The 26,913-nt window shown below is 66.6% G+C and carries 26 protein-coding genes; 13 read left to right on the top strand and 13 right to left on the bottom strand.

Translation table 11 applies throughout. The features are described 5' to 3' along the window. The first annotated feature begins 11 nt into the window (after nt 1-11). The 4 genes from gltX (at nt 12) to GGR46_RS04420 (ending at nt 3,494) form a co-directional block, all read left to right on the top strand. Nucleotides 12-1,436 carry a glutamate--tRNA ligase gene (gene gltX, locus GGR46_RS04435; protein ID WP_221262549.1) on the top strand — a complete coding sequence of 475 codons (1,425 nt, stop codon included), beginning with the start codon at nt 12-14 and terminating at the stop codon, nt 1,434-1,436. 33 nt (nt 1,437-1,469) lie between these two features. After that, complete coding sequence (locus GGR46_RS04430; RefSeq protein WP_183994907.1) at nt 1,470-2,753, top strand: citrate synthase; 1,284 nt, start codon at nt 1,470-1,472, stop codon at nt 2,751-2,753. 98 nt (nt 2,754-2,851) lie between these two features. Beyond that, nucleotides 2,852-3,091 (top strand): hypothetical protein, encoded by a 240-nt coding sequence (locus GGR46_RS04425; protein WP_183994905.1) that lies wholly within the window; start codon nt 2,852-2,854, stop codon nt 3,089-3,091. A 94-nt stretch (nt 3,092-3,185) separates the two neighbouring features. Further along, complete coding sequence (locus GGR46_RS04420; RefSeq protein WP_183994903.1) at nt 3,186-3,494, top strand: hypothetical protein; 309 nt, start codon at nt 3,186-3,188, stop codon at nt 3,492-3,494. A gap of 52 nt (nt 3,495-3,546) precedes the next feature. Here GGR46_RS04420 and GGR46_RS04415 read toward each other — a convergent pair whose 3' ends face one another. Genes GGR46_RS04415 through GGR46_RS04395 form a run of 5 tightly spaced genes read right to left on the bottom strand, consistent with a single transcriptional unit; the run spans nt 3,547 to nt 8,998 of the window. Next, a complete protein-coding gene (locus tag GGR46_RS04415; RefSeq protein ID WP_343058000.1) occupies nt 3,547-4,944 on the bottom strand; it encodes a sensor histidine kinase in 1,398 nt (465 codons plus the stop codon). Next, on the bottom strand, nt 4,941-6,041 hold the full coding sequence (locus tag GGR46_RS04410) for a DUF2336 domain-containing protein (RefSeq protein WP_183994901.1): 1,101 nt from the start codon (nt 6,039-6,041) through the stop codon (nt 4,941-4,943). Before GGR46_RS04410 ends, GGR46_RS04415 begins: the two co-directional genes overlap by 4 nt. Before the next feature lie 36 nt (nt 6,042-6,077). Beyond that, the gene (locus GGR46_RS04405; RefSeq protein ID WP_183994899.1) at nt 6,078-7,253 is read right to left on the bottom strand and encodes a hypothetical protein; all 1,176 of its coding nucleotides are present in this window, start codon (nt 7,251-7,253) and stop codon (nt 6,078-6,080) included. Between the two features lie 27 nt (nt 7,254-7,280). Next, nucleotides 7,281-8,477, bottom strand: a complete 1,197-nt coding sequence (locus GGR46_RS04400) for an exo-beta-N-acetylmuramidase NamZ family protein (protein ID WP_183994897.1) — start codon at nt 8,475-8,477, stop codon at nt 7,281-7,283. Continuing rightward, on the bottom strand, nt 8,474-8,998 hold the full coding sequence (locus GGR46_RS04395; RefSeq protein ID WP_221262548.1) for a DOMON-like domain-containing protein: 525 nt from the start codon (nt 8,996-8,998) through the stop codon (nt 8,474-8,476). Before GGR46_RS04395 ends, GGR46_RS04400 begins: the two co-directional genes overlap by 4 nt. 233 nt (nt 8,999-9,231) lie before the next feature. Between GGR46_RS04395 and GGR46_RS04390 the strand changes: the two genes are divergently transcribed. The 4 genes from GGR46_RS04390 to GGR46_RS04375 all read left to right on the top strand — a co-directional run bounded on the left by GGR46_RS04390 (nt 9,232) and on the right by GGR46_RS04375 (nt 13,464). After that, nucleotides 9,232-10,170, top strand: a complete 939-nt coding sequence (locus tag GGR46_RS04390) for an EamA family transporter (RefSeq protein WP_221262547.1) — start codon at nt 9,232-9,234, stop codon at nt 10,168-10,170. Between the two features lie 61 nt (nt 10,171-10,231). Continuing rightward, entirely contained in the window at nt 10,232-11,752 is a 1,521-nt protein-coding gene (locus GGR46_RS04385) for a M61 family metallopeptidase (protein ID WP_183994892.1), read from the top strand. A gap of 58 nt (nt 11,753-11,810) precedes the next feature. After that, the gene (tyrS, locus tag GGR46_RS04380) at nt 11,811-13,037 is read left to right on the top strand and encodes a tyrosine--tRNA ligase (protein ID WP_183994890.1); all 1,227 of its coding nucleotides are present in this window, start codon (nt 11,811-11,813) and stop codon (nt 13,035-13,037) included. Between the two features lie 106 nt (nt 13,038-13,143). Continuing rightward, nucleotides 13,144-13,464: a PilZ domain-containing protein gene (locus tag GGR46_RS04375; RefSeq protein WP_343057998.1), complete on the top strand. Its 321-nt coding sequence runs from the start codon at nt 13,144-13,146 to the stop codon at nt 13,462-13,464. A gap of 2 nt (nt 13,465-13,466) precedes the next feature. Here GGR46_RS04375 and GGR46_RS04370 read toward each other — a convergent pair whose 3' ends face one another. The 5 genes from GGR46_RS04370 to GGR46_RS04350 all read right to left on the bottom strand — a co-directional run bounded on the left by GGR46_RS04370 (nt 13,467) and on the right by GGR46_RS04350 (nt 15,917). Continuing rightward, on the bottom strand, nt 13,467-13,634 hold the full coding sequence (locus GGR46_RS04370; RefSeq protein WP_221262546.1) for a hypothetical protein: 168 nt from the start codon (nt 13,632-13,634) through the stop codon (nt 13,467-13,469). Nucleotides 13,635-13,742: 108 nt separating this feature from the next. Next, complete coding sequence (gene arsH / locus GGR46_RS04365) at nt 13,743-14,480, bottom strand: arsenical resistance protein ArsH (protein ID WP_183994883.1); 738 nt, start codon at nt 14,478-14,480, stop codon at nt 13,743-13,745. Beyond that, nucleotides 14,477-15,145, bottom strand: coding sequence for an aquaporin (locus GGR46_RS04360; RefSeq protein WP_183994881.1), 669 nt, complete (start codon nt 15,143-15,145; stop codon nt 14,477-14,479). The genes arsH and GGR46_RS04360 overlap by 4 nt, the downstream gene beginning before the upstream one ends. Next, nucleotides 15,142-15,573: an arsenate reductase (glutaredoxin) gene (arsC, locus tag GGR46_RS04355; RefSeq protein WP_183994879.1), complete on the bottom strand. Its 432-nt coding sequence runs from the start codon at nt 15,571-15,573 to the stop codon at nt 15,142-15,144. The genes GGR46_RS04360 and arsC overlap by 4 nt, the downstream gene beginning before the upstream one ends. Nucleotides 15,574-15,584: 11 nt before the next feature. Continuing rightward, nucleotides 15,585-15,917, bottom strand: coding sequence for an ArsR/SmtB family transcription factor (locus GGR46_RS04350; protein WP_183994877.1), 333 nt, complete (start codon nt 15,915-15,917; stop codon nt 15,585-15,587). A gap of 347 nt (nt 15,918-16,264) precedes the next feature. On the opposite strand from GGR46_RS04350, the gene GGR46_RS04345 reads away from it, so the two are divergent. Next, entirely contained in the window at nt 16,265-17,701 is a 1,437-nt protein-coding gene (locus tag GGR46_RS04345) for a right-handed parallel beta-helix repeat-containing protein (RefSeq protein WP_183994875.1), read from the top strand. 317 nt (nt 17,702-18,018) lie between these two features. Beyond that, a complete protein-coding gene (locus tag GGR46_RS04340; RefSeq protein WP_183994873.1) occupies nt 18,019-18,417 on the top strand; it encodes a hypothetical protein in 399 nt (132 codons plus the stop codon). Nucleotides 18,418-18,479: 62 nt separating this feature from the next. Here the strand turns inward: GGR46_RS04340 and GGR46_RS04335 are convergent, their stop codons facing one another. The 3 genes from GGR46_RS04335 to GGR46_RS04325 all read right to left on the bottom strand — a co-directional run bounded on the left by GGR46_RS04335 (nt 18,480) and on the right by GGR46_RS04325 (nt 21,113). Continuing rightward, the gene (locus GGR46_RS04335) at nt 18,480-18,692 is read right to left on the bottom strand and encodes a hypothetical protein (protein ID WP_183994870.1); all 213 of its coding nucleotides are present in this window, start codon (nt 18,690-18,692) and stop codon (nt 18,480-18,482) included. Between the two features lie 103 nt (nt 18,693-18,795). Beyond that, nucleotides 18,796-20,853, bottom strand: a complete 2,058-nt coding sequence (gene recG / locus GGR46_RS04330; RefSeq protein WP_183994868.1) for an ATP-dependent DNA helicase RecG — start codon at nt 20,851-20,853, stop codon at nt 18,796-18,798. Between the two features lie 53 nt (nt 20,854-20,906). After that, complete coding sequence (locus tag GGR46_RS04325) at nt 20,907-21,113, bottom strand: hypothetical protein (protein WP_183994866.1); 207 nt, start codon at nt 21,111-21,113, stop codon at nt 20,907-20,909. A gap of 190 nt (nt 21,114-21,303) precedes the next feature. Here GGR46_RS04325 and GGR46_RS04320 point away from each other — a divergent pair, with 190 nt between their 5' ends. The 3 genes from GGR46_RS04320 (at nt 21,304) to GGR46_RS04310 (ending at nt 26,729) form a co-directional block, all read left to right on the top strand. Beyond that, nucleotides 21,304-21,570 carry an FAD assembly factor SdhE gene (locus tag GGR46_RS04320; RefSeq protein WP_183994864.1) on the top strand — a complete coding sequence of 89 codons (267 nt, stop codon included), beginning with the start codon at nt 21,304-21,306 and terminating at the stop codon, nt 21,568-21,570. 97 nt (nt 21,571-21,667) lie between these two features. Continuing rightward, a complete protein-coding gene (mfd, locus tag GGR46_RS04315) occupies nt 21,668-25,123 on the top strand; it encodes a transcription-repair coupling factor (protein ID WP_183994862.1) in 3,456 nt (1,151 codons plus the stop codon). 100 nt (nt 25,124-25,223) lie between these two features. Continuing rightward, nucleotides 25,224-26,729: a protoglobin domain-containing protein gene (locus tag GGR46_RS04310; RefSeq protein ID WP_343057996.1), complete on the top strand. Its 1,506-nt coding sequence runs from the start codon at nt 25,224-25,226 to the stop codon at nt 26,727-26,729. The last annotated feature ends 184 nt before the right edge of the window (nt 26,730-26,913 follow it).

Here is a 26,913-nt window from a genome sequence, read left to right as displayed (position 1 = left end):
AGCAAGCTCGGTTGGGCGCAACATCTGATACGGGTGCGAAACAGGTCGTCACGCGGTTCGCACCGTCCCCTACCGGGTTCCTGCACATTGGCGGTGCGCGCACCGCTCTGTTCAACCTGCTGTTCGCCCGTCACCACGGCGGCAAGTTCCTGCTGCGCATCGAGGATACCGATCGCGCCCGCTCGACCGACCAGGCGATCTCCGCGATCCTCGACGGGATGCGCTGGCTGAACCTCGATTGGGACGGCGAGGAAGTCTATCAGTTCTCCCGCGCCGAGCGGCACGCCCAGGTGGCGCGCGAGATGCTCGCCAATGGCCATGCCTACAAGTGCTTCGCCACCGCCGAGGAACTCGAGGCGATGCGCGCCGAGCAGAAGGCGAACAAGCAGCCGCTGCGCTATGATGGCCGCTGGCGCGACCGCGACGAGGCCGAGGGTGGCGACGCTCCCTTCGTCATCCGCCTCAAGGCGCCGCGCGAAGGCGCGGTGACGATCGAGGATCATGTCCAGGGTCCGGTCACCGTCAACAATGCCGAGCTCGACGACCTCGTTCTGCTCCGCTCGGACGGCACGCCGACCTATATGCTCGCGGTGGTGGTCGACGATCACGACATGGGCGTGACCCATGTGATCCGCGGCGACGATCACCTGAACAACGCCTTCCGCCAGCTGCCGATCTATCGCGCGATGGGCTGGGAAGAGCCCGAATACGCGCACATCCCGCTGATCTTCAATCCGGACGGCACCAAGATGTCGAAGCGGAAGAATGCGGTGGCGGTCGACGAGTATCGCGACGCGCTCGGCATCCTGCCCGAGGCGTTGTCCAACTATCTGCTCCGCCTCGGCTGGGGGCATGGCGATGACGAGATCATCAGTCGCGAGCAGGCAATCGAGTGGTTCGCGCTGTCCGGCGTCGGCCGCAGCCCGTCGCGCTTCGACCTCAAGAAGCTCGAGAGCCTCAACGGCCATTATATCCGTGCGGCAAGCGACGAGCGGCTCGCCGATCTGGTGGCCCCGCGACTCGGTTTCGAACTTTCGGAATCGCAGCAGGATCTTCTGCGCCGCAGCATGGCCGCATTGAAGCCGCGCGCCGCGAATCTCCTCGAATTGGCGGAGGGTGCGGCCTTCCTTTTTCGCACCCGCCCACTGGAATTGGACGACGGCGCCAAGGCTCTGCTAGAGGGCGACGTGCGGGCCCTGCTGGCTCAGTTGCACGCCGCGCTTGACGGCGTGGAAAGCTGGGATACGGAGGCGCTCGAAGCGGCGGTACGCACCGTCGCGGAAGATGCGGGTGTCAAGCTCGGTGCGACTGCGCAGCCCCTGCGCGCGGCACTCACCGGTCGCCGGACATCTCCGGGCATCTTTGACGTTCTAGCGCTGCTGGGACGCGAAGAGAGCCTGGCTCGCATCGCAGATCAAATGAACGTGCCGGCCTGATCCCAGGCCCGGCCCAAACATAGGACGACGTTTATGAGCGACACCGCGAAGCTGCAGGTTCCGGGGAAGGATGTAGAATATCCGATTCTCTCGGGCAGCGTCGGACCGGACGTCATCGACATCCGCAAGCTCTATGGGCAGACCGGCAAGTTCACCTATGACCCCGGCTTCACTTCGACCGCATCGTGCGAATCGGGCCTGACCTATATCGATGGCGACGAGGGCATCCTGCTCCACCGCGGCTATCCGATCGGCCAGCTCGCCGAGCATTCGAGCTTCATGGAAGTCAGCTACCTCCTGCTGAACGGCGAGCTGCCGAACCAGGACGAGCTGACCGCGTTCGAGAACACGATCACGCGCCACACCATGCTGCACGAGCAGCTCGCGACCTTCTATCGCGGCTTCCGCCGCGACGCGCACCCGATGGCGGTGATGTGCGGCGTCGCCGGCGCGCTCTCGGCCTTCTACCATGATTCGACCGACATCACCGATCCGAAGCAGCGCATGATCGCGTCGCATCGCCTGATCGCGAAGATGCCGACGATCGCGGCGATGGCCTACAAATACTCGGTCGGCCAGCCGTTCCTCTACCCGGACAACAAGCTCAGCTACACCGGCAACTTCCTGCGCATGACCTTCGGCGTGCCGGCGGAAGAATATGTGGTGAACCCGGTCATCGAAAAGGCGATGGACCGCATCTTCATCCTCCATGCCGATCACGAGCAGAACGCCTCGACCTCGACCGTGCGTCTCGCCGGTTCGTCGGGCGCGAACCCGTTCGCCTGCATCGCGGCCGGCATCGCCTGCCTGTGGGGCCCGGCGCATGGCGGCGCCAATGAGGCGGCGCTCAACATGCTGCGCGAGATCGGCCGTCCGGAGCGCATCCCCGAGTACATCGCGCGCGCCAAGGACAAGAACGATCCGTTCCGCCTGATGGGCTTCGGTCACCGCGTCTACAAGAACTACGATCCGCGCGCGACCGTGATGCAGAAGACCGTGCGCGAAGTGTTCGACGCGCTCAAGGTCAACGATCCGGTCTTCGAGGTTGCCCTGCAGCTCGAGGAAATGGCGCTCAACGATCCGTACTTCATCGAGAAGAAGCTGTTCCCGAACGTCGACTTCTATTCGGGCGTCATCCTCTCGGCGATCGGCTTCCCGACCACGATGTTCACCGCGCTCTTCGCCCTTGCCCGCACCGTCGGCTGGGTCGCGCAGTGGAACGAGATGATCTCGGATCCCGAGCAGAAGATCGGCCGCCCGCGCCAGCTCTACACGGGCCCGGTGCAGCGCGATTACGTGCCGGTCGAGAAGCGCTAAGCTTCCTCTCCGAGCGAGACGAGAAACGCCGTCCCTGCCTTCGCGGGGGCGGCGTTTTCGGTTAACGCTGCGGCGACCATCCCCTCGGAGTCGCCCGAATGCGCCAGAACATCCTGATCCTCGTCGGCATCCTCGGCTTCATCGCGGGTGTGGTGTTCATGCTCCAGGGGCTCGGCATCCTGCAGGTACCCGTCACCAGCCCGATGATCGGCAGCCAGACCTGGGTAGTGCGCGGCGGGATCATCGCACTGCTCAGCGCGATCCTGATCGGCGGCGTCCGCCTCGTCCCCACCCGCGCCGAGCGCAAGGCTGCGCGGCGAGCAGCCGGCCGCGATTAACCTTAACCTCAGCGTACAACCCGGTTCAGCAACGCGACTCGATCGCCGTCCTATCGTTCCTCCTTGCGGGAAGAGAGAGGAATGGAGACCTGAGATGAACCTTGCCAAGCTGATCGCTGCGGCCGCGCTAGCCACCGTCGGCATCGCCAGCGCCGTCACGCCGGCCGCTGCCGCGCCGGTGCCGACCACCAGCGTGATCGCGCTCGCCGCAGCAGCGCCCGCCGCGCAGGACTGGCGCTATCGCGACCGGGATCGCTATCGCGATCATGATCGCCGCCGCTGGGACCGTGGCCGCCATCGCGGCTGGGATCGCGGCCGTGGCTGGGACCGCCGCTACTATCACGGCCGTCGCACCTGCTGGCGTGAGTGGCACCGTGGCCACCGCGTGAGGATCTGCCGCTAACCGGCGCCAAGCAGAAGCAACTTTGGGCGTCCGCCGGGATCCGGCGGGCGCCCTATTGCCGAATCGGCAAGCTGAACACGAAGCGGGCACCCTGGCCCGGCGCGCTGTCCACCACCAGGTCGCCGCCCATCGCGCGGGCAAGGCGCCGGGCGATGTAGAGGCCCAGGCCGGAACCGCCCGGTTCCGTCGGATCGACCCGGCCGAACTTCTCGAAGATCTTCTGCTGATCGGCCTGGGCAATGCCCTTGCCCTGATCGGCTACGATCACATGGCCGTGCTGCTCGTCGCGCTCGAGCCGGATCCACACCATCGCGCCCGGCGGCGAATAGCGCACCGCATTGCCGATCAGGTTGACCATCACCTGCAGCGCGCGGCGGAACTCGCCGTGCACGGGCACCAGCTCGTCCATTGCCGGTCGGTCGATCCGCACTTCCGCCTGGGCGGCGCGCACGGCGAGCAGCCCGGCGGCGCGGCGCGCGACATCGGCAAGGTCGATCGCCTCGTCCCCGGTCTCGAAATCGTCGCGCTCGATCGCCTGCAGGTCGACCAGGTCGTCGACCAGCCCGAGCAGATGGCGCCCGGCATTGGCGATGTCGCTCGCATATTCGGCATAGTCGGGCTTGAGCGGCCCTTCGGTCTGCGCGCTGATCGAATCGGCGTTGGCGATGATCTTGCCGAGCGGCCCGCGCAGCGCGCGATCGAGCCGCTGGCTGAACGAATCGGGGAATCCCCCGAACGGCGCCGCCGCCTCGGGCAGCGGCGTATCGACCTTGGGTGCCGCGGGCACGGCCTGGTCGAGCATGTGCGCGGCACCGACGAAGCCGGCGAAACGCCCGCCCGGATCGGTGCGCGGCGTCGCGGCGAGGCGGACCATGCGGCCCGTGCCGCGCAGCTCGGCCTTCTGCCCGTCGAACCTGCCCTGGGCGGCAACGGCGGTGAGGATCGGCAGCTCGCCCGCCTCGTCCTGCTCCAGCCGGAACAGCCGCGTCAGCGGCTGACCCAGCATTGCGCTCGAATCGAACCCGTAGCGCGCGCCCGCCTCGATCGAGAGGAAGGTGATGCGCAGCGACGCGTCCGTCTCCCACAGCCAGTCGGCAGCGGAACGGAAGAAATCGCCGTCGCGCTCGGGCTCGCTCGCCGGCGCGCGCCAGCCCGGCCGCAGCCGCCAGCCACTGACTTCGAGGCGTACGCCGCCCTGTTCGGGCTCGGCGCGGACCCACAGCTCCAGGTCGTCCTCGCCATCGGCGGCGATGACGTTGCGCGAGATGGCGATGCCCAGCCGCTGCGAAAGCCGCGCGAGCGTAGCGATCTGCGGCACGGCAAGCGGCGCGCCGATGGTACCGCCGGCGCGCATGTTGAGCTCGAACAGACGCGCCTCGGCGTCGATCAGCCGTCCTTCGGCATCGAGCCGGGCGATCGACAGCGGCAGCGAGGGATCGATGATGTTCACTTCACCCCTCCTCGCTGGAGCGCGATGAGCGCGGCACGATAATCAGGGTCGAGCTTGAGCGGCGCCAGAGCGGCACGCGCTTCGACGGGCGAGATCGCGGCAATGGTGTCGAGCGTATCGGCGAACGTCTCCAGGTCACGGCGCGGATCCGCCTCGCTCAGCGCATAGCCGATCTGGGCGACGCCTTCACGCCCGATCTCCAGCGCGCGCAGCGCCAGCCACAGCCGGTCGGCAGAGGGATCGAGGACGAGATCGCGGGCGAGCGCATAGGGCACGCCCAGCGCATGGCCGAGCAGCGCGATGAACAGCACGATCCGGCGGTCGCCCAGCGCCTCGACCAGCATGCCCGAAAGCTCGCCCGGCTGGGCGTCTATCGCGGCGGCGAAGCGCATCGCGGCAGCCTCGAGCCGATCGCCCTCGTCATAGGCGGCAAGGCTGCGCTGGGCGGCGTCGCACAGCGCCCGGTCGAGCATCTCGTTCGGCCCGTCGATGCGTTCACGCAGCGCGGCGGCTGTCCACCACACCAGCTTGTGGTGCAGCTCAGCCGGAAGCTCGGTCTGGAATTGTCCCACTTCGGGACTGCCCCGGCGACGACTTTCGGCGATCAGCACCGCCATCGCGCTCGCCGCGACCACTCTGTCCGGATGCTGGACGAATCGGTTGATCAGGCTGGGCCGCTCGGGATCGTCCGGCGCGTTCATCGGCAGTGCCGCGCCGAGCATCTCCTGGCGGACGCGCGCGACCAGCTCGGCCATCAGCTCGCCGTCGCGCAGCAGGCCCGAATTCCACAGCCGGGCGAGCACGGAGACGCCCGGCTCGATCAGCCTGGCGACCAGCTCCGATTCGTTGCGCCCGGTGAGCACACGCACCGCATGCTCGCGAATCTCGCTCTCCACCGTCTCCACGAGGCCACGCACCAGCGCGGCCAGGCCTGCGCGGCTATGCTCGTCGAGGCGTGCCTCTTCGGGCAGGAAGAAATCTTCGACCGCGACCATCAGACCCCTATAGGCACGCAGCTCCGCAGCCGCCGCACGTGCGAGCAGCTCCCCAGCGCTGACAGCCAAGCCATCGCGCACGCCGACGGGATTCTCCGACATCGACCCCAAGCTAACGGAAATGTCCTTAAGACGAGACTAAGCTTTTTCGCGCGTGCTCTCAACCGCCGCAGCGAGCGTGGCGAAGGAATATATCGCAACCGCAGCAAGGCCGAGCGTGGCGAATCCCGCCAGCGCAAAGGGCGTGAGGACGAGCAGATGCGCGGAGGGACTGCCCCACCAGCGCTTCGCCCGGGCCGGCACGCGCTCGACGAGCAGCTGCGCCGCGACACCGACCAGCGCGAGCACCGGCGGGGTCGTGCTGCCCGTATTGGCGAATTCGGCCCATCCGGTGAGAATCGCGATCAGCCCGAACAGCGCGAAGATCGCCCATTCGAGCAGCCCGGCGCGCTTGTCCTCGCCGCGCAGCACCGCCATCGCCGCGCCCGTGGCGAGCGTCGCGGTGCCGAGCAGGGCGACGACGCTGCCCGCCCCCTCCCAGCGCAGCGCGGTGAGGATCAGCGAACCCGCCGAGATCACGCCGCCGGCCACGCTCAGCGCCCAGCCGGGCACGTTGCGGCCGACCAGCTCGGGCAGCGCGATTCGCGCGGCGCGGGTGAACACCCAGCGGTCCGCCCAATCGGTGCGGCGCTCGGTCAACGCTGCGAGCACGCCGGTGTTGCGCGCGGCCAGCCCCTCGACGCTGCGCTCGACGGCATGGCCGCCCTTGAGCCAGCCGGCGGTGAGCCCGACATGCTCGGCGCCCGATTGCGCGGCCACGCGGAGCAGCGCCGACTGGAAATCGTAATCCTCGGGCATCTGCGCGATCTGGGCGAGCTGCTCCACGGTGATACGGGCGACGCCGGCCCAGCTGTCGCGCATGTCGAGCCGCTCGATCGCGGCGGGCGAAGTGGGATCATCGGTGACGAGCAGCGCCTCGCCTCCCGCCTTCGCCATCTTGTCCATCACCGGATCGGTGGTGACCAGCCCGTCGGCCATCACCAGCACCTGCGCGCCGGGCGCGATCTTCTCGGCGGCTTCCTCGGCCGAACGGACGATCTCGATGCGCGGATGGCGCTTGGCGGCACGGTTGACCGCGGTGAGCAGCGCCGGCGTCATCTTGCCTACCGCGACCAGCACCTGCTCCGCCCCGGCGCCGACCAGCAGCCGCGCCTGATATTCGAGCAGCGTCATCCCGCCGAACGGCAGGGTCGCCATCAGCGTACCCGGACGGCCCTCGGCCTCCTCGACAGCAAAGATCAGCCCCGCCAGCATGATGTTCGATCCGTTAAGCGGTTTCGATCAGTACAGCAAATGCGGGGCGCGGGCCTCGACCCAGGCGGCTTCGTCCGGCCGCGTACGCGCATCGAGGTCGCCGGGCTGCGCCGCCGGATCGTCGACCCATTCGCGCAGGTCCGGGCCGCCGTTGATCACGTCGATCGCCAGCTTGTCGAAGACATATTCGTACGGGAAGTCGCGCCACAGCGGGTAATCGCCATAGAGCTTGCGGATCGCCTTGAAGCCCAGCGCCTGGAGCCGCCAGGGCTGGAACGCGGCATGGTCATAGGCCTGCCCCTCGGCATGGATGAACACGCCCGAGCAGAGCTGGCCGACATGCTTGTGGAAGGTCGGCTGGAACCAGAAGTCGCGCAGGGTGCAGCCGGCCAGCCATTGCGGCGCGAGCGTGTACATGGCGACGATCAGCTTCTTCGCATCGATGTCCGGCGCGCCGAACAATTCCAGGGGCCGCGTGGTGCCGCGCCCTTCGGAAAGCGTGGTCCCCTCCAGCATCACCGTGCCGGCATAGGCGCGCGCCATGTTGACGTTGGCGGCATTGGGGCTCGGGTTGATCCAGGGGCGCTCGATCGGCCAGCCGAAGCCGGGCGCCGCATCGGGCTGCCAGCCCTCCATCTCGATCACCCGGTAATCGACGTCCAGGTTGAACTGCCTGATGAACCAATGGCCCATCTCGCCCAGCGTCATGCCGTGCCGCATCGGCATCGGCCCGGCGCCGACAAAGCTCTCCCAGCCCGGCAGCAGGGTCGTGCCCTCGGCCGGCCGGCCGGCCGGATTGGGGCGATCGAGCACCCACACGCTTTTGCCATGCTCGGCCGCGGCCTCGAGCACATAGAGCAGCGTGGTGACGAAGGTGTAGATGCGGCAGCCGACGTCCTGCAGGTCGATCAGGATCGTGTCGAACGTCCCCATCGACTGGCCGGTCGGCCGGCGGACCTCGCCGTAAAGGCTGAACACCGGCATCCCGTAGGTCGGGTCGGTATAGTCCGGCGACTCCATCATATTGTCCTGCAGGTCGCCACGCACGCCGTGCTGCGGGCCGAACACCGCCGAGACGTTGAGCCCGGTCGCGACAAGGGCGTCGAGCGAATGCGTCAGGTCCGCGGTCACCGAGGCGGGGTGCGCGAGCAGCGCCACGCGCTTGCCTTCGAGGGGACGACGAAGCTCAGGGCTCTCGAGGAGCCGGTCGATGCCGAATTTCATGCGCCGCTGGGTGCCGGGAGTTGGAGCACGAAGCAAGCCGGATCGTGGAAATCCGGTTTCCCGGCGGGATGGGCTGCCGACCAATAGGATTTGGTCCCGTCGACCTCCTCGATCACCGCGGTGATCGCCACCCGCCATTTCCCCTCGGGCAGCCCACCCAGATCGACGGCGACGCGAACGCCGTCCTCGACCGGCTCGATCCGCGGTGCGTCGAGCGGCTGGTCGCGCATGCCCTCGCGGTACCCGTCGAAGCGATATGCGGCCCAGGCAGTCGAAGGCGAGAAGTTGAACTCGAAATAGCCCTCCCCGCCCGCCGGCTTCACGAACAGCTCGAAGCAGGTGTGCTTCCACAGCTCGTCGGTCCGTACCGGCGCTGTGGGCCCCGGAACCAGCGGCGGCTGGCCCGTCACGCGACAGACGAGCAGGCTCTCCCCACGCTGGATATCAACGGTGACGTCGATGCCCTCCACCGCACGCGGCGGATGATCGGGATGCGGGACGAGCGGAACGCGAATGGTCATAGGCTCGGTCTAGCGCAGCAAGGGCACAAAGGCGATTTCGCTTCAAATGTAGGATTTCGCATGATCTACCCTGATCGATGCAGCCTGATCGCGCCTTGTTCCTGTCCGCTCCCCGGTCGAAGCCCCATGCGGGAAGGGGAAAACAGGGGCCCCGTAGTGTATGGTTCGTAAACTTCCGCGCGCCGTCAGATGGGGCGGGACGCGCGACTCCGAACTGGGCTAGTGGCCCGTGCGTGTCCGTTCCATTCTACCGCTCGCGTACCGGCGTCTTCCTCCTCGCCACCCTGTGCTGCATGCTCTGGGGCAGCGCCTTCCCCACGGTGAAGAACGGCTATGCGCTGTTCGGCATCGGCAAGGCGGACACCGCCGCGCAATTGCTCTTCGCGGGCTATCGCTTCGCGCTGGCCGGGCTGATCCTGCTCGCCACCGCCGCCGCGATGCGCAAGCCGGTGCTGCCGGCGGACAAGCGCCAGGCCGGCCAGGTGGCGCTGCTCGGCCTCACCCAGACCGGCATCCAATATGTCTTCTTCTATGTCGGACTCGCCCATGCCAGCGGAGTGAAGTCCTCGATCATGAATGCGACCGGCGTGTTCTTCAGCGTGATCCTCGCCCATTTCCTCTATGCCGATGATCGGCTGGCGGGCCGCAGGGCACTGGGCTGCCTGATCGGCTTCCTCGGCGTGGTGGTGGTGAACCTGGGCGGCAGCGGCCATTTCGACTTCGACTTCACCCTGCTCGGCGAGGGCTTCATCGTCATCGCCGCCTTCGTGCTCGCCGCGGCCTCGATCTATGGCAAGCGCCTGTCGCGCGACATGGACGCGATGGTGATGACCGGCTGGCAGCTGACGATCGGCGGCCTGCTGCTCACTGCCATGGGCCTGATCGGTGGCGGGCACATGGCCCCCGCCACGCCCCTGTCGGCCGGGCTCCTCCTCTATCTCGCCCTGCTCTCCTCGGTCGCCTTCGCGCTGTGGAGCCTGCTGCTCAAGCACAACCCGGTCGGCCTGATCGCCGCGTTCAACTTCCTGATCCCGGTGTTCGGCGTCTCGCTCTCGGCGATCTTCCTCGGCGAATCGATCCTGCGCTGGAGCTATCTCGCCGCGCTGCTGCTGGTCTGCGCCGGCATCTGGATGGTGACGCGCCCCGCCGCCCCGGCCACGCGCTCCGGGTGATTGCGGCAGCGTTACAACTCAGATATCGTATACGATAATATACGCCATCTGGGGTCCGTTCATGCCGAAGCTTCCCGCGCTCGTCCTTGGTCTCGCCACGCCGCTGGCGCTGGGCACCGCCTCGGCCCCACCCGCGAGCGGCCCGGCCTACACGCTGTCGATGCCCGATCCGGCGAGCCATCGCTTCGCCGTGACGCTCGACATGACCGCGGCGTCCGGCGACGTCACGCTCGTCATGCCGGTCTGGACCCCCGGCTACTACCAGCGGATGAACTATGCCGAGAAGGTCCGCGACCTTGCCGCCACCGACCAGGCCGGCCACCCGCTCGCCGTGCGTCAGGAGGGCAATCGCTGGCACATCGCCGCACCCCGGGGTGCGAAGCTGCGCATCCGCTACCAGGTGCTCGCCGATCGCGACTTCGTCGCCGCCAACTTCCTCGATGCGAACAAGGGCTATGTCTCCCCCGCCGGCGTGTTCGCTTATCCGGAGGGCCGGCTGCGCCAGCCGGTGACGCTGCGCATTGCACCGCAGGCGGGCTGGACCATCGCCACCGGACTGGCACCGCTCGGCAAGGCTGCCAACGCCTATCGCGCGGCGGATTTCGACATCCTCTATGACAGCCCGATCCTGATGGGGAAGCTCGAGCGCCTGCCCTCCTTCCAGGTGCGCGGCGTGCCGCATCACTTCGCCGGCGTGGAATTCGGCACGATCGACCGGGCGCTGCTGGTGTCGGACACCCGGAAGATCGTCACCGCGGCCTCGGCGATCCTCGGCGACATCCCCTATCGCGACTACACATTCCTCGCCATCGGCCCCACCCCGGGCGGGATCGAGCATCTCAATTCGACGGCGGTGGGCCTGAGCGGCCAGGACAATCGCACGCCGGGCGGACGGCTGCGGCTCAACAGCTTCCTCGCCCATGAATATTTCCACCACTACAACGTCAAGCGCATCCGTCCGCGCGAGCTCGGACCATTCGACTATGAGCGCGAGAACCGCACGCGGCTGCTCTGGGTGTCGGAGGGCTTCACCGTCTATTACGAAGGCGTGGTGATGCGCCGCGCCGGGCTGATCGATCGCGAGGCGTTCCTCGACGATCTCTCGGGCAATATGCGCGCCTATGAGAACGGCCCCGGCCACCGCTTCCAGTCGGTATCCCAGGCGAGCTACGAGACCTGGGAGGATGGGCCGTTCGGCCGCAAGGATGGCAAGACCATCTCCTATTACGAGAAGGGCCCGGTGATCGGCTTCATGCTCGATCTCGCCATCCGCCACGCCACCGGCAACCAGCGCTCGCTCGACGACGTGATGCGCGCGCTCTACCGCGACTATTACCAGCGCGCCGGCCGCGGCTTCACCGATGCCGAGTTCCGCGCCACCTGCGAGCGCATCGCCGGCACCTCGCTGGCCGATCTGTTCCGCTATGTCGATACCACCGACGATCCCGACTATGCCCGCTACTTCGGCTATGCCGGGCTGGACGTGGACACGACGCCCGATGCCAAGGGCGAGCGCCGCTTCACCCTCACGCCCAAACGCGATCCGGATGCGCTCCAGCAGCGGATTCTCGCCAGCTTCTGACGCGCCGTGCGGCGATGCTTGGCGTTCGGGGTAAATTCTTGCTAGGCGCCGCCGCATCATGACCGAATTCAAGTCCGATCTGCTCCGTCTGCTCTCCGAGCGTGGCTATATCCACCAGGTCACCGACCCGGAGGCGCTCGACGCCCTTGCGACCAAGCAGATCGTGCCCGGCTATATCGGCTTCGATCCGACCGCGCCTTCGCTGCACGTCGGCAGCCTCGTGCAGATCATGCTGCTTCGCCGTCTCCAGCAGGCGGGCCACAAGCCGATCGTGCTGATGGGCGGCGGCACCGGCAAGATCGGCGATCCCTCGTTCAAGGACGAGGCGCGCAAGCTGATGACCGACGAGGTCATCCAGTCGAACGTCGCCTCGATCAAGACCGTGTTCGAGAAGTTCCTGACCTTCGGCGACGGCCCCACCGACGCGGTGATGGTCGACAATGCCGACTGGCTCGACAAGCTCGAATACATCCCCTTCCTGCGCGACATCGGCCGGCATTTCTCGGTCAACCGCATGCTCAGCTTCGACTCGGTCAAGCTGCGCCTCGATCGCGAGCAGTCGCTGTCGTTCCTCGAGTTCAACTACATGATCCTCCAGGGCTATGACTTCCTGGAGCTGTCGCGCCGCGCCGCGGTCCGCCTGCAGATGGGCGGATCGGACCAGTGGGGCAACATCGTCAACGGCATCGAGCTCGCCCGCCGCGTCGACGGCACCGAGGTCTACGGTGTCACCACCCCGCTGATCACCACGGCGGACGGCGGCAAGATGGGCAAGACCATGTCGGGCGCCGTCTGGCTCAACGACGACCAGCTCTCGGCCTTCGATTACTGGCAGTTCTGGCGCAACACCGACGACCGCGACGTCGGCCGCTTCCTGCGCCTGTTCACCGATCTGCCGCTCGACGAGATCGCCCGGCTAGAGGCACTCGAGGGTGCCGGCATCAACGAAGCGAAGAAGATCCTCGCCAACGAGGCCACCGCCATGTGCCGCGGCCGCGAAGCCGCCGATGAAGCAGCGGAGACCGCCCGCAAGGTATTCGAGGAAGGCTCGGCCGGCGGCTCGCTGCCGACCTTCGTGGTCGAGGGCGGCAGCATCGCCGTTGTGGATGGCCTGGTCGCACTCGGCCTCGTCCCGTCCAAGGGCGAGGCGCGCCGCAAGATCGCCGAGGGCGCGATCCGCGTCGATGACGAGGTGGTGAGCGACCCGGCGCTGGTGATCGCCGTCACCGCCCAGGTGAAGCTCAGCTTCGGCAAGAAGAAGCACGGCCTGCTCACGCCTGCGTAATCTTCCGGATCCGCCGATAAGTTGCCGTTAAGCAGCTTTGTTGGAAGGAATTTCACGCGGTAACGCTATTACCATGGACGTACCTCAAGCGTTTGTGGGGCGTTGCGTGAGTTTTGGATCGAACCTGGCTTATTCGGATCCCCGGCGGGAAGGACGCGACGACGTCTATTACCGCGCGCGCGCCTTCGGTCCCGATGCGAAGCAGCTGAACTTCATCATCGTCAACATCTCGGCGCACGGCCTGATGGCGCGCTGTGACGATCCGTTCGAGACCGGCGATCGCATCCGCGTAGTGCTGCCGCATGCCGGCACGGTGGTCGCGGAAGTCCGCTGGGCACTTGGCGGCCGCATCGGCTGCCAGTTCGAACGCGCGATCGACCTCGCCAGCTATTACGAGCTGATCTCGGTGATGGTGAAGGCGAAATAGCCTTATCCGCCGCGGTTCTGCGGGTTCCGCCACTTGAGCAGATAGCCGAATCCCGGTGCGATCAGGGCACCGGCGAGGACCCATTCGAAAAGCGTCAGGGGCCGTTCGTCGGGATCGTGTCCCGTGACGAAAAGAAAGAGAAAAAACGCAGCCAGGCCAGCGACGATCATCGCAATGGCAACGAGCAGGCCCTTCCGATCATTCCGCATGCCTTCATGCTCCCCAGACGGCCTCTACCGCATACACGCCGGGAGCTTGCCTGGCCATTCCCCGAGCCGTCATCCGATCGCCACTGCCGAATGATCCTCCGCCTGCACGACGACGCCGGCCGCCTTCCGCTCGGAATAGCGATCGACGAGCTGGCCGGCATGCGGCCGCATCAGCACGGTGATCCGCACCAGCTCCTCCATCACGTCGACGATGCGGTCATAATAGCTGGACGGCTTCATCCGGCCGGCCTCGTCGAATTCCTTGTAGGCCGTGGCGACGGAGGACTGGTTCGGAATGGTGAACATCCGCATCCAGCGGCCGAGCAGGCGCAGCGTGTTGACCGCGTTGAACGACTGGGACCCGCCCGACACCTGCATGACCGCAAGCGTCCGGCCCTGGGTGGGGCGCATGCCGCGCATCTCCAGCGGCAGATGATCGATCTGCGCCTTCATGATCCCCGAGATCGCGCCGTGCCGCTCCGGGCTGCACCAGACCTGCCCCTCCGACCATAGCGACAGTTCGCGCAGCTCGTGCACGGCCGGGTGGTCGTCGCCGGCGACCTGATCGGGCAGCGGCAGGTCCGACGGATCGAAGATGCGGGTCTCCGCACCGAAGAACCGGAGGAGCCGGGCGGCCTCCTCGACTGCCAGGCGCGAGAAGGAGCGCTCCCGCAGCGAACCGTAGAGCAGCAGGATACGCGGCGCCGGCTGGTCCTCGCCCATGCCGAGCGCGGGGCGCCGGATCGCGAAGGCGGGATCGAGGGCCGGCAGATGCTCGGGATCGGACAGGGATCGAAGGCGGCTCATAGGGGCTCCGCGGAGGGTTCGGTGAAGATCGCATCCGCGACCAGATGGGCTGCGACCGCACCGACGAGCTGGGCAGCGATGAAGCCGGGCACGCAGGCCGGGGCGATACCGGCGAAGCTGTCGCTCAGCGCACGCGCGATCGTGATGGCGGGGTTCGCGAAGCTCGTGGATGCAGTGAACCAATAGGCCGCGGTGATGTAGAGCGCCACGCTCGCCGGAATGCTGCCAGGCCTCGTCTTCGCCGTCCCGAGGATCGTCAGCACCAACCCGAAAGTGGCGATCGCCTCGGCAAGCCACTGTCCGGGGCCGAAGCGCATCTTCGCCGACAGCTGGAAGACCGACACCTCGAACATCAGATGGGCGAGCCAGACGCCGAGGATGCCGCCGGCGATCTGGGCACCAGCATAGGCGATCGCCGTGTCGGTGCCGATCTGGCCGCGCAGACGCAGGACCAGCGTGACGGCCGGGTTCATGTGTGCGCCCGATACCGGCGCCAGCATCGTGACGAGCACGAAGAGCATGGCCCCGGTCGCAAGCGTGTTGCCGAGCAGCGCGAGGGCGACGTTACCGCCGGCAAGCCGCTCGGCCATGATGCCGGATCCGATCACGGTCGCGAACAGCATCGCGCTGCCCAGCGCCTCGGCGAGGACGGCCCGGCGACTCACGCCGGCCGGATGCGGTTGCCGCCGGCGTCGACCACCCGCTCGCCATCCTCCTTCGCGAAGGCCGCCCTCTGGGCATCGGGCAGGATATCGAGCACGGCTTCCGAGGGACGGCAGAGCTTCACGCCCAGCGGCGTGACCACCAGCGGCCGGTTGATCAGGACCGGGTGCGCCATCATCGCATCGAGCAGCGCATCGTCGGAGAGCGTCCTGTCCGCCAGGCCGAGTTCGGCGAACGGCGTCCCCTTCTCGCGCAGCAGGGCGCGCGGCGTCATCCCGGCGCGGACGATCATCTCGGCCAGCAGCGCGCGGGCCGGCGGCGTCTTGAGATACTCGACGACATGCGGCTCGACGCCCGAGTTGCGGATCAGCGCCAGCACGTTCCGCGAGGTTCCGCAGTCCGGATTGTGGTAGATGACGATATCGGTCACGGTGCCGTCCTTCAGCAGCAGGTGGTGAGTTCGGCGAGCAGCGGCTCGCACAGTTCCGCGCGCCCCTGGCAGCAATCCTTGGCAAGGAAGGTCATCAGCGCCCGCAGCGTGTCGATACCGGCACGCTGGATCTGCTGCCGGCCGCGCTTCTCGGAAACCACGAGACCGGCCTTGGCGAGCACGGCAAGATGGGTCGAGAAGGTACTCTGGCTCAGCCCGCTCGCCTCCACCAGCGCGCCCGTCGACAGGCCGTCCGGCTCATGCCGGACGAGCAGCCGGAAGGCATCGAGCCGGGTCGGGTGCGAGAGCGCGGCGAGCGCCGCCAAGGCGGTTTCGGTTTCCATGCATCGGGAATAGACGATGGATTCTCGGGGGTCAATACGCATCGGATTTACCCGATGTGTGATCCACCTTGTTCAATGCGGTATTTCAATTACCGGCTCCGTCATCGACCCAAGCCATTCCGTCTCAGCAGCGCACCGCCGCATCCCGGGCACCATGCGACGACCGATCCAAGCAGTTCGGGGAATGAATGGCCAATAATGGGCGGTTTTCGGTCCGACCGCTTTTGGATGACCTACCCTCGATGCGGACGGAATTTGGTTCGAGGTTACAGCGCGTCTTGCAATGTAGGATTTCAAATGTTTCCTGTTTGTTCTCATCGTGAGCGCGGAGCGAACAGGAGAATAATATGGCTTTCGTAACGGATACCGACTTGGCAGCGACGGGTGCCGGCCAGGGCGCAGCCATGGTCGGCTTCATCCAGAACGGCACCGGCGCCGCCCCGCGAATCGCGATGGAGAAGCTTCGCGAAACGGTGTCGGTGGAGGATTTCGGTGTCGTGGGCGATGGGGTAGCCGACGATACGGCTGAGCTCCAGGCCGCGCTTGCCGCGATGGCGGCAGGACAAGCGCTGGATCTTGGCACCGGGAAGACTTTCCGGATCAGCGCAACCCTCATCTTCGCCAAGCCGATCGTGATTCTCGGAGGAGCCAAGGAACAGAGCAAGTTTCTGTTCGCGGCGAACGGAGAGTATACAGACCTCGGCGGCGGCCTGGGTAAAGTCGCGATGCTTTTCCCGCATCCCGACATCTCCATCCCAGTGCCCTCGGGTGCGAATGCCACCCGATCCAGACTTCAAGGCTTCACTGTCGAGATGGAGGAGGCGGGGCCATCCGACCTTCGCGGCATCGTTCTGAATGCGCCCTGCTACCTCAGCGAAGTCGATGTCAACGCATTCGGGAGAGCTGGATTCTCCATCATCGCTGGCGACAGCACGCCGTTGGACGGCAATGCCAATGGATCGACGCTGACAAACTGCACCGCAATGGACAATGGCGGGCACGGCTTCGAAACCTTGGGCTCGGACGCCAGTCAATGTCGCTTCGACGCTTGTCGGGCTTTCGCAAATGGTGGCTGGGGGTTCTATGAAGGCGGTTTTCTCGGCAACCTTTATCTCTCGTGCGAGGCAGACAATAACGCAGGCGGTGGTTTTGGCGCAGATAACTCGATGCCAAACACTACGGTATATCTGTTCTGCTATGCCGAGATAAATCAGAACCCGCTGTTCTCCGTAAACACGCGCTCGCTACTCCTCAGTTGCAGTCCCTACGCTGGAGCGAATGAAGATTCCGGATTCGTGCTTGCTGGCCTACCCTCTGGCGACGGCTATTCGGCACGCGCCCTGACCTTTGCCGAAAATGCAGCAGTCGCCAACGTGCAGGGAGCGGGAGTCTCGCCAGGGCCCTTCACCCGCGTCGGCAAGAATGGATTCGAGCATCTTCCTTACGCGGAAGCAAGCTGCCGCCTCCAGATAAGGTCGCTTGCATCGACCAACTATATCGACATCTACAATGACGATACCGCCGTCATCAGTTTTCCTCAGAAGACAATTGTTGCGGGTAACATCAGCTACAAGCGGCCGTTCATGCCTAATGGATTCGTAGTTGGGCCGGACGCTGCGTGCGGCTTCCTGGGTGCTGGTACCACTTCACCCGTTTCGGGGAGCTTTGCCGCCGGCGGAATCTGGCTGCATTCTCAGCCCATTGCTGGCGGTCATGTTGGGTGGGTCTGCGTCACTGGAGGATCCCCCGGTACATGGAAGGCGTTCGGCGCGATCGAACCCTGAGGAAATGCCGCCGCATTGCGCATGCGTGGTGTGGCGGCGAATTTCTGCAGAAACGTCAATGCCAACCACTACGAGGCGGGAAGTGCTCAGTTGCGGACTATCGCGGCGCAGCATGGGTGCACGTAGTGCCACCGTGCATGATTGCCGGTCTTTCGCGCGTTCCAATGGCGCCGGGTTAAGAGCTTTACGCAACTGAGGCACAAGCTCATTTATTCGCTCGATCGCGACTGCGGACGGCAGAAATTGGGTGGCTTGCAGACAGAGCGTTTCCGGGCATGCTCGGCAGCGAGCTGACGCACAGATGCGCGGAGGGGTGAATGAAAACACTGATCGGGATTGTTGCTGCTCTCGCCGCAGCTACGGGCAGCAAACCGGCTCATTCGGAATCCTTCAGGCTCACCTGCGTGGGAACTGGTAGATCACAGGGCAATGAGGGCGTTCGAAAGATCAGTGAGACCAAGTATCGCATCGAAGGTGAGGGTCAGCAGGTCTCCATTCGCGACGGAGACTATGAATTCTGCATTCAAGGGGCCACCTGCGCCGTCGCAATGAGCAGTGAGGTTGTGCAGGTTCACGTTCGAAGCGCTCCCCACCATGACCCGGGTTACACGGCAGTCTTCCACCTCGATCGAAAGAGCCTGATCTTCAAAGCTTCCGGAGGCGGTCTCGATGGCGGTTGGTCGATAACCGGGAAATGCAAACCCGGGCGCTCCTGATCAAGAAGAGGCGTCCGCTTTCCGGCGCTGATCCGAGCAGCACAATGGCAGACTTTGGGGCGTTAGCCGGCCGGTGGCTTTGGATCCCAAGCGCCCGGGTGCCGCCGTTGAAATTCGGCCCAGAACAGGTCGCGGGCTTGGCGCGGGAAAGCAATTCCTTCGGGGTCGCACTGCGACGCCTCCGCGTCGTCGATCACGCCGAACAGGCCCGTAAGAACGAAGCCGTAATAATCCGCGTCGCTGTAAGGCGGTGAATTCTCTTCGACCGTCGGCATTTGGGCACTATGATCAGCCGGGGGTACGCTCGCAAGTGAGGCGCCAACGATCATTCGCCTAGTCCGCCCCTCGCCCCACCCGGTACCGGACGAAGGCGCAGGCCTACCCCGCCCGCAACAAGCTCACCGCCGCATCCCGCTCGAACAGGTACAGCGCCACCCGCGCCGCCTCGCCGCGCGGCGAATGCAGCGAGCGGTCCTGGTCCTCCAGCAATCGCGCATCGGCGTTCGCTGCGGCGATCAGCGTCGCCAGGCTCTCGGGCGTCGCCAGCCGGAAGGTCTGCTCGCCCGATTGCCGGGTGCCGAGGATCTCGCCCGCGCCGCGCAGCTCGAGGTCGCGCTCGGCGATCAGGAAGCCGTCGGTCGTGTCGCGCATCAGCGCCAATCTCGCTCGAGACGTCTCGCTGAGCTTGTCGCCACGCAGCAGGATGCAGTGCGACTGCCCCCCGCCCCGCCCGACGCGCCCGCGCAGCTGGTGAAGCTGGGCCAGGCCGAACCGGTCCGCCGCCTCGATCACGATCAGCGTGGCGTTGGGCACGTCCACGCCGACTTCGATCACCGTGGTCGCCACCAGCACGCCGAGCTCGCCGCTGGCGAAGCGCGCCATCACCGCATCCTTCTCCGGTCCCTTCATCCGGCCATGGACCAGCCCGACCTTGGCGCCGAACTTCGCGGTGAGAGTCGCGGCGCGATGTTCGGCCGCGGCGAGGTCGGTCTTCTCGCTCTCCTCGACCAGCGGGCACACCCAATAGGCCTGCTTGCCCGCCTCCAGATGCCGGCCGAGCCCGGCGATCACCGCATCGAGCTTGTCCTCGGCGATCACCGTGGTCTGGATCGGCTGGCGGCCCGGCGGCATCTCGTCGAGCCGGCTCACGTCCATCTCGCCGTGCGAGGCGAGCTGCAGCGTCCGCGGGATCGGCGTGGCGGTCATGACGAGCAGGTGCGGCGGCACCTGCGCCTTGGCCTGGAGCATCAGCCGCTCGGCCACGCCGAAGCGGTGCTGCTCGTCCACCACCACCAGCCCCAGGTCGCGATAGGTCACGCCCTGCTGGAAGATCGCATGGGTGCCGACCAGGATGTCGATCTCGCCCGCGGCGAGTCCCATCAGCGTCGCCTCGCGCGCCTTGCCCTTGTCGCGCCCGGTGAGGATCGCGACGCGCACATCGAGCCCGGCGAGCAGCCGCGAGAGGTTCTCGTAATGCTGGCGGGCCAGGATCTCGGTCGGCGCCAGCATCGCGCCCTGCGCCCCGGCCTCGGCGGCGATCAGCAGCGCCATGGTCGCCACCAGAGTCTTGCCCGCGCCGACATCGCCCTGGAGCAGGCGCAGCATCGGCTGGCTCTGCGCCATGTCGCCTTCGATCTCGCGGATCGTGCGGCTCTGCGCGCCGGTCGGCGTGTACGGCAGCTGGAGCCTGTCGCGCAGCCGTCCATCGCCGGTCAGCGGCCGCCCGCGCTTGGCCCGCGCCTCGCCGCGCACCAGCATCAGCGCGAGCTGGTTGGCGAACACCTCATCATAAGCGAGCCGCTCGCGCGCCTTGGCATCGGCCGGATCGGCATGAATTCGGGCGAGCGCTTCCTTCCAGGCCGGCCATTGGTGGCGGTCCTTCAGGCTCGGCTCGATCCATTCGGGCAGTTCGGGCGCGCGCTCGATCGCCTGGGCAGCCATCGCCGCGATCCGCTTCGAGGTGATGCCCTCCGAACAGGGATAGATCGCCTCGCGCCCGCCGCCGTCCGCCTCTTCGGGCACGGCGACCTCGGGATGCACGATCTGCAGCTCCTGGCCATACTGGTCGAGCTTGCCCGAGACCCAGCGCTTCTCGTTCAGGGGAAGCAGCTTCTTCGCCCAACCCGAATTGCCGCCGAAGAAGACCAGGCTGACATGGTTGCCATGCCCATCCTCCGCCTGCACCCGGGCGGGCGAGCGGGGGCTGCTGCCGAAACGGTAGCTCACCGCGGTCAGTTCGATCGCGATGGTCCGACCCACGTCCGATGCCATCAACTCGCTGCGCGGTATCCGGTCGATGAAGCCGGTGGGGAGATGGAAGGCGACATCGACCACGCGCGCCAGCCCGAGCCGTTCGAGCGGCTTGGCGAGCGCGGCGCCGATCCCCTTGAGCGCCGTGACTTCGGCGAAGAGTGGATTGAGTATGTCGGGCCGCATTATGCCCGACCTAGTCGCTGCAATGGCGCCCCGCTAGGGGGCGCGCGAAACGATCAATGGGTGGCGATGCGCTGGCCCGCCGACTCGATCGCCGCGAGCACCTCGGTCACCGTCGAGCCGACCACCACTTCGTGCGCGCCGTCGAACGAAAGCACGCCGACATCGTCGCCGGCCATGTTGATCGTCGCCACGGTACGCACCGAAGCGATGTTCACCAGGATCGGGTCGCCGTTGATCGACTTGAGCATAACGAAACGCATTTGGCACAACCTCTACGTAGAATATCCCCCATCATAGGAAGGCCGCCGGCCAAGCGGGTGCGATCGCGCGAGAATGGCGCGATTAAGTTGTGGACTGGCTTTCCCGGCACCGCGGGCCTATCTGCACAACCATATTCCCCTCGCCGACTGCGCCCTTTCGCGCTGCCGGCCATTTGTCGTTGAGGACCGAATGGACCGCGAAATCCGTCTCAAGCGCCTGCGTTTCCGTGCCTGGCACCGCGGCGTGAAGGAAGCCGACCTGCTGATCGGCGGCTTCTTCGACCAGCATGGCAAAGGCTGGAACGACGCCGAGATGGACCTGTTCGAAGCGCTGCTCGAGGAGCAGGACGTCGATATCATGGCCTGGGCGATGGGAACCGCGGCCGTGCCGGAACGCTATGCGGGAACGGTAATGACCGCCCTCAAGACCCTGAACTACGTGCCGATCAGCAAGTAGCCGTCATCCCGGCGAAAGCCGGGATATCGTGCGGCTCCTTCCCAGCGCCTTCGCCTGAGATCCCGGCTTTCGCCGGGATGACGAACCAAGAGCCAAGATGCCCGACCTCAAGACCATCCTCTCCGCGCAAAAGCCCCTCACCCTCGCGGGCGCACCCACCGGCTTCCTTCCCTGGATGCTCGCCGATCTGGCGCGCGCCGGACGAATGACCGTGTTCGTCGCGCCCGACGAGGCGGCGATGCGCGCGGTGGCGGGCACCGCGCCCTATTTCGCGCCCGAGCTCGAGGTCCTCAGCTTCCCGGCCTGGGACTGCCTTCCCTATGACCGCGCCAGCCCCACGCTGCGCGTCATGGCCGAGCGGTTGGCCACGCTCCACGCGCTCCAGGCCAGGAGCGACAAGCCGCGCCTGCTGGTCACCACGGTCAACGCCGTCACCCAGCGCACGCTGACGCCGTTCCGCATCCGCCAGCTCGTCGCCCGCCTGGCTCCCGGCGAGCGCATCGGCCTCGACAAACTCGCGGTGCTGCTCCAGGCGAACGGCTATGTCCGCGTCGACACGGTGAACGATTCCGGCGAGTTCGCGGTGCGCGGCGGCCTGGTCGATCTGTTCCCGAGCGGCGCCGAGCAGGCGCTGCGCCTCGATTTCTTCGGCGACGAGATCGAGAGCGTCCGCACCTTCGATCCCTCTGACCAGCGCACCACCGGCCGCATCGACGGCTTCACCCTGCTCCCGGCATCCGAGGCGCTGCTCGACGAGGAGTCGGTCAAGCGCTTCCGCACCAGGTATCGGGAAAAGTTCGGCGCCACGGCCACCGGTGATCCGCTCTACCAGGCGATCAGCGACGGCCGTCGCCTCGCCGGCATGGAGCATTGGTTGCCCCTGTTCGAGGAACGGTTGGAGACGCTGTTCGAGCATCTTCCCGACGACTCGATCCTGATCCGCGATGCCGGTGACGCCGGTGCCGCCGAAGCGCGGTTCGAGGCGATCGCCGACTATCAGTCCAACCGCGTCCGCGCCCAGTCCGCCGATCCGGGCAGCTATCGCCCGCTCGCCGCCGACGCGCTCTATCTCGTCGCGAACGAGTGGGAAAAGCGCCTCGCCGACTGGCCGGCGCATACCAGCACGCCCTTCCACGAGCCGGAGAGCGCCACCGTCCTCGACTTCAACGTCGATGGCCCACGCGACTTCGCGCCCGAGCGTGCGGCGAACACCAATGTCTATGAGGCAGTGGTCGAGCACATCGCCAAGCTGCGCAAATCGGGCAAGAAGCCGATCCTCGCCAGCTATTCGAACGGCGCCCGCGAGCGCCTGACCGGCCTGCTCGCCGACCACGGGCTCAAGACCGCGCGCAAGGCCGAGAGCTGGCACGAGGCGATGGGCATCGCCGACAGCGCCGTCGCGATGATCGTGCTGCCGCTCGACCATGGCTTCTCCGCACCCGACGTCGCGGTGCTCACCGAGCAGGACATGCTCGGCGACCGCCTCGTCCGCCGGAGCAAGCGCCGCAAGTCGACCGATGCCTTCCTCAACGAGCTGGCGACGCTCTCGCCGGGCGATCTGGTGGTCCATGTCGATCACGGCATCGGCCGCTATGACGGGCTCACCCAGATCCCCGTCCAGAAGGCCCCGCACGACTGCGTCGCGCTCACTTATGCCGGTGGCGACAAGCTCTATGTGCCGGTCGAGAATCTCGAGGTCCTGAGCCGCTACGGCGCCGGCGAGGAAGGCGCGACGCTCGACAAGCTGGGCGGCGAGGCCTGGCAGCGCCGCAAGAGCCGGATGAAGGAGCGGATCCGCGAGATCGCGGGCGAGCTCATCGCCACCGCGGCCAAGCGTGCCACCCGCCCCGCCGAGATCGCCGAGCCCGATGCTGGCGGCTACCCCGCCTTTGTCGATCGCTTCCCGTATGAGGAAACCGACGACCAGGACCGCGCGATCAGCGACGTGCTCGAGGATCTCGCGGCGGGCCGCCCGATGGACCGGCTCATCGTCGGCGATGTCGGCTTCGGCAAGACCGAGGTCGCGCTGCGTGCGGCCTTCGTCGCGGCGATGGCCGGGATGCAGGTCGCGGTGGTCTGCCCGACCACTTTGCTCGCCCGCCAGCACTTCAACAACTTCACCCAGCGTTTCGAAGGCTTCCCGATCAAGGTCGGTCGCCTCTCCCGCCTGGTCGGCAGCACCGAGATGAAGGCGACCAAGGAAGGCGCCGCCGACGGCACGATCGACATCGTCGTCGGCACCCATGCGGTGCTGGCCAAGGGCGTCGAGTTCAAGCGGCTCGGCCTGGTGATCGTCGACGAGGAGCAGCGCTTCGGCGTCACCCACAAGGAGCGGCTCAAGGCGATGAAGGCGGACGTCCACGTCCTCACCCTCACCGCCACCCCGATCCCGCGCACCCTGCAGATGGCGATGTCGGGCCTGCGCGAGCTGAGCGTGATCCAGACCCCGCCGGTCGACCGTCTCGCCGTGCGCACCTATGTCATGCCCTGGGACCCGGTCGTCCTGCGCGAGGCGCTCCTTCGAGAGCATTATCGCGGCGGCCAGGCCTATTTCGTCACGCCGCGCGTCTCGGACCTGCCCGATATCGAGGAATTCCTGCGCAACGACGTGCCCGAGATCAGCTTCGTCGTGGCGCACGGCCAGATGGCGGCGGGCGAAGTCGAGGAGCGGATGTCCGCCTTCTACGATCGCAAGTACGATCTGCTCGTCTCGACCACGATCATCGAGAGCGGCATCGATATTCCCTCGGCCAACACGCTGATCATCAACCGCGCCGACAAGTTCGGTCTGGCGCAGCTCTACCAGCTGCGCGGGCGCGTCGGCCGCTCGAAGACGCGCGCCTATGCCTATATGACCACGCCTGCCCAGCGGCTGATGACCGAGGCGGCGGAGAAGCGGCTCAAGGTGCTGTCCGACCTGGAGAGCCTGGGCGCCGGCTTCCAGCTCGCGTCGCACGATCTCGACATCCGCGGCGCCGGCAATCTGCTCGGCGACGAGCAGTCGGGCCATATCAAGGAAGTCGGCTACGAACTCTACCAGTCGATGCTGGAAGAGGCGATCATGGACGCCAAGGCCGGCGGCCTGCGCGACGAGCGCCCACGCGACCTGAGCCCGCAGATCACCGTCGATGCGCCGATCATGATCCCCGAGGACTATGTCCCGGACCTGGATCTCCGCATGGGCCTCTATCGCCGCCTCAATGATGTCGAGGACCGCGCCGGTATCGAGGCGTTCGCAGCAGAGCTGATCGACCGCTTCGGCAAGCTACCCGAGGCGACCGAGAACCTCATCACCCTGATCGAGTCCAAGCTCAACGCCAAGAAGGCCTGCATCGCCAAGCTCGATGTCGGCCCCAAGGGCGCGCTGGTCACCTTCCACGACGACAAGTTCCCCAATGTCGAGGGGCTGCTCGCCTATGTCGACAAGCTGGAAGGCACGGCGAAGCTGCGTCCGGACATGAAGCTGGTCATCAACCGGGCCTGGGCCACGCCCCAGGCCCGGTTGAACGGCGCGCTGCAGCTGTCGCGCGGGCTCGCCAAGGCTGCCGGATGATTGACCCCGGTCAATAATGGCCCGGTAAAACGGCCTGAACACAACGCCCTGGGGGGTCTCTTCCTAGAATGGGAGCTCACCCCTTGGGAGAAGTTCAGAAGTGACCGATCATCTTTCGCCCCGTCTCGCGTTCATGGAGATGGATGCCGCCCAGCGCGCCACGCTTTCGGGCAGCAGCGCGCTGATCCGCTCGGTGATCGGCAAGGCCCTCGACCATTTCTACAAGCGCGTCCGCGCCACCCCCGAGACCGCACGCTTCTTCTCCAATCCCGATCACATGCGCGGCGCCCAGTCGGCCCAGGAGAAGCATTGGGGCCATATCGTCGATGGGCGCTTCGACGAGCAATATTACCAGAGCGTCCGCCGCATCGGCGCCACCCATTCCCGCATCGGCCTCGAGCCGCGCTGGTACATCGGCGGCTATGCGCTGGTGCTCGAGCAGCTGCTCCACGAGACGATGGCCCGCACCCCGTTGTGGCGCCGCCTGCTCGGCGCCCTGCGCCCGCGCACTGCCACCGCCCTGCCCGCCGCCCTCGTCAAGGCCGCGCTGCTCGACATGGAGCTGTCGATCTCGATCTACATCGAGGAGGAGCAGGTCGCCCGCGAAAAGGCCGTCCAGACGCTCGACGAAGCGCTCGCCGCGCTCGCCGAGGGCGATCTCACCCGCCAGCTTTCGCAGATGCCCGCCACCTATGCCTCGCTCGAGCGCAGCTACAACCACACGCTCGACAAGATGCGCGCGATGATCACCGCGGTCGCCGCCGGCACCCAGCGGATCAACGGCACGATCCACGAGATCGCCCAGGCTTCGGACGATCTCGCCCGCCGTACCCAGGCCAATGCTGCCAGCCTCGAGGAGACCAGCGCCGCGGTCACCCAGATGGACAGCCGCTCGCGCAACACCGCCCAGGCCGCCCGGTCGACCGTCGTCCGCGCCGACCAGGCGATCGCCACCGTCGATGACGGCCGCAGCGTCGCCGGCCAGGCGGTCGAGGCGATGCATCGCGTGTCGGACAGCGCCAAGGGCATCGACGCGGTGATCGAAGGCCTCGACAAGATCGCCTTCCAGACCCGCGTGCTGGCGATGAATGCCGCAGTCGAGGCCGGCCGTGCCGGCGAAGCAGGTCGCGGTTTCGCCGTCGTCGCCGATCTCGTCTCCGCCCTCGCCATGCGTGCCGAAGAGGAAGCCGGTCGCGCCCGCGAGCAGCTCACCCACACCCAGGCCGAAGTGGTCACCGCGGTAGAGGCAGTGATGAAGGTCGACGGCGCGCTCGCCAACATCTCGAGCGACGTCGGCGAGGTTCACGCCCTGCTCGGCACCATGGCGCAGGACAACAACGCCCAGGCAATCGCGATCGGCGAAGTCTCCACGGCGATCGGCACCATGGACCAGGGCACCCAGCAGAACGCCGCAATGGTCGAGGAGACCTCGGCCGCCACGCGCACGCTGAGCCAGGAAGCCGAGACCCTCGCCGAGCTCACCAGCGCCTTCCATACCGATGCCGCGAACGGGCGCGCGCGCGCAAATGGCCGGCATCCGATCATCGGTGGCGCAGTGCGGAATCTTCCCGCCGCCGCGATCTCCGCGTTGCGGGCTCCGCTCTAGGAACGGGAGCGATACGACCCATGTATTTTTGCGTAGTTGCGCATGCTGCAACTGCGTTCAGGATACGGGGGAAAGTTTGTCGATCGGCGTGCGTGGTCGTTCTGGCGGAACCTTGACGGTCCGCCGGCGGCTTCCGCGCCTTTGCGTGGCTTCGGTGTATTGAAGCTGACCCGATTTGGCAGGT

The sequence above is a fragment of the Sphingomonas kyeonggiensis genome, from assembly GCF_014196745.1.
GTDB classification, from domain to species: domain Bacteria; phylum Pseudomonadota; class Alphaproteobacteria; order Sphingomonadales; family Sphingomonadaceae; genus Sphingomonas; species Sphingomonas kyeonggiensis.
The sequence above is the reverse complement of the archived record's forward strand: the minus strand, read 5'-3'. Positions and strand labels throughout refer to the sequence as shown.